Here is a 4,989-nt window from a genome sequence, read left to right on the forward strand (position 1 = left end):
GATGGGGCGGGCGTCCGCCCCATCCCAGGGGCGCGGGGAACTGCGCGCCCAGCCCCCACCCATCCACACCCGACCGCAGGCCGAAAGGGGCTTCGGGGGCGGAGCCCCCTGGATGGGACGGGTAAGGGCGGCGGGGCGACAAACCACTCCACCCGAGCCGCCCGGACACCTCGCAAGCCCGCACAGCTCCCGCAGGAACCTCACGAGCCCGCAGGGCTCACCGGGCTCGGTGGCCGACCCGTGCGAGGCTCAAGAGCCCCGCACGGCCCGCGCCAAGCGACTCCCGGCGGCCGCGCGTGGGCCGTTGTCCGGTGGGCGGCGCCGGGGATGGACCGTGTTGGCCAGGAGTACGAGGAAGGCGTCCGTCGCCGGGTCCAGGACCAGGGACGTGCCGGTGAAGCCCGTGTGGCCCGCCGCCCCCCCACCCGCCAGCTCGCCCATGAACCAGGGCTGGTCCACGGCGAAGCCCAGACCCGGCGGGGTCAGGAGGAGTTCGACGAGGTCGGGGCCGAGGATACGGGCGGGACCGTAGGAGCCGCCGGCCAGGAGCGTGCGGCAGAAGACGGCCAGGTCCCCCGCCGTGGAGAACAGTCCCGCGTGACCGGCGACACCGCCCAGCGCCCACGCGTTCTCGTCGTGGACCTCGCCGCGCAGCATTCCCCGGTCCGCCTTGGCCCACGGCCGTCGCTGGTCCTCGGTGGCCGCCGCGCCGGGGCACGGCCCGAAGCGTGTGGACGTCATGCCCAGCGGGCGGGTGATGCCGTCGCGGACGAGCGCGTCCAGGGAGCGGCCCGTGACACGCTCCAGGACGTACTGGAGCAGGAGCGCGTTCAGGTCCGAGTAGATGTGGGCGCCGGGTGCGCCCACCGGGCGTTCCGCCCGCAGCATCGCCAGCCGGGAGGCGTGGTCCGGGCAGTCGTACAGCGGCAGGTCGGGGCGCAGCCCGGAGGTGTGGGTGAGCAGCTGCCGTACGGTGACGCCGTGCGCGGCGGCGGCGTGGAACTCCGGCAGGTACGCCCCCACCCGCGCGTCCACGCCCAGCGTGCCCCGCTCGATCTGCTGCACCGCGGCCACCGCTGTGAACAGCTTGGTGAGGGAGGCCAGGTCGAAGGGCGTGTCCAGGGTCATCGGCACCCTCGCCTCGGGGGGCAGTTCGACGCCGCGGTCGGTCACGGGGTTGTAGGAGGCGTACCGTACGGCCCAGCCGGCCGCCTCGGCCACGGCGATCACCGGGCCGCGCCCGGCGACGACGACGGCGCCTGCCGCCCAGGGGCGCTCCCCGGTGGTGAGGGCGTGGACCTCGCGGGCGAGGCGGTGCAGTTCGGCGGGGTCGAGTCCGGCCTTCTCCGGCGTGTCCCGGCGCAGTCTCGGTGCGCTCAGCTCTCCTCCCCCACACTCGCGGCTTCAGTCCGGGGACGGCACATTCCCACGAAGCAGGCCAGCGCCACCAGTGCGGCCGCCAGTTGGACGACCGCCATGGGTACGGCGGTGTGCTCCCCGCCGATCCCGACGAGCGGGGAGGCCACCGCGCCGATGAGGAAGGAGGACGTGCCGAGCAGCGCGGACGCGGAACCGGCGCTGTGCCGGGTGCGCATCAGGGCGAGGGCCTGGGTGTTCGGCAGCGTGACGCCCATGGCGGACATCAGCACGAACAGCGCGGCGGCCACGGGCGCCAGGCCCACCCCGCCGAGCGCCCCCGTCACCATCAGCAGCAGGGCGCCCGCCGCCAGGATGACCACCGCGAGGCCGACGGCCAGCACCCGGTCCAGGCGGACCCGGCCGACCAGCACCTTGCCGTTGATCTGGCCGACGACGACCAGTCCGACCGAGTTGAGCCCGAACAGCAGGCTGAACGTCTGCGGGGAGGCGCCGTAGATCTCCTGGATCACGAAGGGCGAGGCGCTGATGTAGGCGAACAGCGCGGCGAAGGCGAAGCCGCCCGCGATCATGTAGCCGGCGAAGGCACGGTCGGCGAGCAGCCCGCGCATCGAGCGCAGGGCTTCCGCTATGCCTCCCGCATGGCGTTCCACGGCCGGCAGGGTCTCCGGCAGCTTCGTCCACACGACCGCGCCCAGCAGTGCCCCGACCACCGTGAGCACCGCGAACACCCCTCGCCAGTCGGTGAACCGGAGGATCTGACCGCCGATCAGCGGCGCCACGATCGGCGCGACCCCGGAGATCAGCATCAGGGTGGAGAAGAACCGGGCCATGGCCACGCCGTCGTACAGGTCGCGGACGACCGCGCGGGCGATCACTATGCCCGCCGCGCCCGCCAGGCCCTGGGCCAGCCGGAGGGCGACCAGCATCTCGACGTCGGGCGCGAGCGCGCACAGGGCGGTGGCGAGGACGTAGACGGCCAGGCCGACCAGCAGCGGTCGCCTGCGGCCCCAGCGGTCGCTCATCGGGCCGACGACCAGCTGTCCGAGCGCCATCCCGGCCAGGCAGGCGGTGAGGGTGAGCTGGACGGTCGCGGCGGGGGCGTGCAAAGACCGGGTGACCTCCGGGAGCGAGGGGAGGTACATGTCCATCGCGAGCGGGGGCGTGGCGGTCAGGCCGCCCAGGATCAGGGTCACCAGGAAGCCGGTGCGGCGGGCGGCGGGGTCGGGGGGCCCGGTGCGCTGCCGTGTCCCCGGTCCGGCCGGTACCGCCTCCTTCGGCGCGTGCGGCGCCGACGCCCCGCCCTCGGACATGGGTCCCTCCCTCTCCGGCTGATCCGCCACCTATGCTCTCAGCTCGTACGCCGTGCCGAGGAACACATGATCGAGGGTGGGGTCCGGGATGTCCGGGATATCCGGTGTGACGGAAGAGAAGGTGCGTTGGGGGATTCTGGCGACCGGTGGGATCGCCGCCGCGTTCACCGCGGACCTGGTGGACCTGCCGGACGCGGAGGTCGTGGCGGTGGGCTCGCGCAGCAAGGAGTCGGCGCAGGCGTTCGGCGAACGGTTCGGGATCCCGCGGGCGTACGGCTCCTGGGAGGCGCTCGCGCAGGACGGTGACATCGATGTCGTCTACGTCGCCACCCCGCACTCGGCCCATCGCACGGCCGCCGGCCTGTGCCTCGAGGCCGGGCGGCACGTGCTGTGCGAGAAGCCGTTCACGCTGAACCTGCGCGAGGCGGCGGAACTGGTCGCGCTGGCCAGGGGGCAGGGGCGCTTCCTGATGGAGGCCATGTGGATGTACTGCAACCCGCTGGTGCGGCGGCTGAAGGCACTGGTCGACGACGGGGCGATCGGCGAAGTACGCACCGTTCAGGCGGACTTCGGGCTCGCCGGGCCGTTCCCGCCCTCGCACCGGCTGCGGGACCCGGAGCTGGGCGGCGGGGCACTGCTCGACCTCGGCGTCTACCCGGTGTCGTTCGCGCACCTGCTGCTCGGTGAGCCGTCGGATCTGACGGCCCGGGCGGTGCTCTCGCCCGAGGGCGTCGACCTGCAGACCGGCGCCCTGCTCTGCTGGGACGGCGGCGCGCTGGCCCAGGTGCACTGCTCCATCACCGGAGGTACGGCCACCGGAGCCTCGGTCACCGGCTCCAAGGGCCGTATCGACATCCCGTCGGGCTTCTTCCACCCGGACCGCTTCGTGCTGCACCGTGACGGGCGCGACCCGGAGGAGTTCGCCGCCGACCCGGCGGACGGTCCGCGCACCAGCATGAGGCACGAGGCGGTGGAGGTGATGCGCGCGCTGCGCGCGGGCGAGACCGAGTCGCCGCTCGTACCGCTGGACGGCACCCTGGCCGTGATGCGGACGCTGGACACGATCCGGGAGCGGATCGGGGTGCGCTACCCCGGGGAGGAGACGGAGCCCGTGCTCGTCTGAACCCCCCTCGGCCCTCACATCCGTATGACGGACAGCGGATTCCGCATGACGGACTGCGCCCGTACGCTCCGATGTCATGACTGACACCTCATCGAAGATCGCCGTCGTGACCGGCGCCGGATCGGGCATCGGGCGGGCCGTCGCCGTGGAACTGCTGTGCGCGGGCTGGTCGGCGGCACTGGCGGGGCGGCGACCGGAGACGCTCGAGGAGACGGCGGCGCTCGTGCCGGGGGCCGCCTCACTGGCGGTACGCACCGACGTGGCCCGACCGGAGGACGTGGCCGCGCTGTTCGCGGCCACCGTCGAACGCTTCGGGCGGGTCGACCTGCTGTTCAACAATGCGGGGACGTTCGGGCCCGGCGGGGTGCCGGTGGAGGACCTGCCCTACGAGGCGTGGCTGCACGTGGTGAACACCAACCTCAACGGGGCGTTCCTGTGCGCCCGGGCGGCGTACCGGCAGATGAAGGAGCAGAACCCGCAGGGCGGCCGGATCATCAACAACGGCTCGATCTCGGCGCACACGCCCCGGCCGCACTCGGCGCCCTACACCGCCACCAAGCACGCACTGACCGGCCTGACCAAGTCGCTGTCGCTGGACGGGCGGCCGTACCGGATCGCGGTCGGGCAGATCGACATCGGCAACGCCGCCACCGACATGACGGCCGGCATGCAGACGGGCGCGCTCCAGGCCGACGGGAAGACGGCCCCGGAACCGGTGATGGACGTCGCCGACGTGGCGCGCACGGTGCGACACATGGCCGAGCTGCCGCTGGAGGCGAACGTGCAGTTCGCAACGGTGCTGGCGACGACGATGCCGTACGTGGGACGGGGCTGAGCCGGCGGGGCCGTGCGTGCGGCAGCCGCTCCACGTACCGGTGCGCACCCCGCGGTCCCACGCGGGGTCCCCCCTACCGGTGCCGTGGAACGGCTGCCGCCCCCTCCCCCTGAATGTGGCCCTGAGCGTGGCCGGTGGAAGCCCGCTGCCCAACTGTGAAGCTCTGGTGAAGGAGATGTTGAGCATAAGTCGGCCACCGGCTCATGTGGTACGGAGATTCACATTCCGCTTGTGCAGATTGTTCAGCGTCGGTGGCGGCCCGCCGATTCCGGCCGGCCCGCCGATTCCGCCCGCGCCGCGGTCCGGCGCCGGCGCAGGGCCCACACCCCACCCGCGAGCAG

Annotated in this window: 4 protein-coding genes; 2 read left to right on the forward strand and 2 right to left on the reverse strand. The window is 73.2% G+C overall.

The annotated features are described in order from the left end of the window. Positions 1-249 precede the first annotated feature (249 nt). Both BZY54_RS48180 and BZY54_RS48185 read right to left on the reverse strand, forming a co-directional pair. On the reverse strand, positions 250-1,380 hold the full coding sequence (locus BZY54_RS48180) for a serine hydrolase domain-containing protein (protein WP_086731556.1): 1,131 nt from the start codon (positions 1,378-1,380) through the stop codon (positions 250-252). Then, the gene (locus BZY54_RS48185) at positions 1,377-2,690 is read right to left on the reverse strand and encodes a multidrug effflux MFS transporter (RefSeq protein WP_086731557.1); all 1,314 of its coding nucleotides are present in this window, start codon (positions 2,688-2,690) and stop codon (positions 1,377-1,379) included. Before BZY54_RS48185 ends, BZY54_RS48180 begins: the two co-directional genes overlap by 4 nt. A 106-nt stretch (positions 2,691-2,796) precedes the next feature. Here BZY54_RS48185 and BZY54_RS48190 point away from each other — a divergent pair, with 106 nt between their 5' ends. Then, on the forward strand, positions 2,797-3,813 hold the full coding sequence (locus tag BZY54_RS48190; RefSeq protein ID WP_244217717.1) for a Gfo/Idh/MocA family protein: 1,017 nt from the start codon (positions 2,797-2,799) through the stop codon (positions 3,811-3,813). A gap of 76 nt (positions 3,814-3,889) precedes the next feature. Further along, complete coding sequence (locus tag BZY54_RS48195; protein WP_086731559.1) at positions 3,890-4,648, forward strand: SDR family oxidoreductase; 759 nt, start codon at positions 3,890-3,892, stop codon at positions 4,646-4,648. Positions 4,649-4,989 lie beyond the last annotated feature (341 nt).

The sequence above is a fragment of the Streptomyces carpinensis genome (genome assembly GCF_002154505.1).
Taxonomy (GTDB): domain Bacteria; phylum Actinomycetota; class Actinomycetes; order Streptomycetales; family Streptomycetaceae; genus Streptomyces; species Streptomyces carpinensis.

Coding starts and splice junctions, on each gene's coding strand:
- BZY54_RS48185 (WP_086731557.1), bottom strand. CDS start 2,690: ATGTCCGAGGGCGGGGCGTCGGCGCCGCACGCGCCGAAGGAGGCGGTA.
- BZY54_RS48195 (WP_086731559.1), top strand. CDS start 3,890: ATGACTGACACCTCATCGAAGATCGCCGTCGTGACCGGCGCCGGATCG.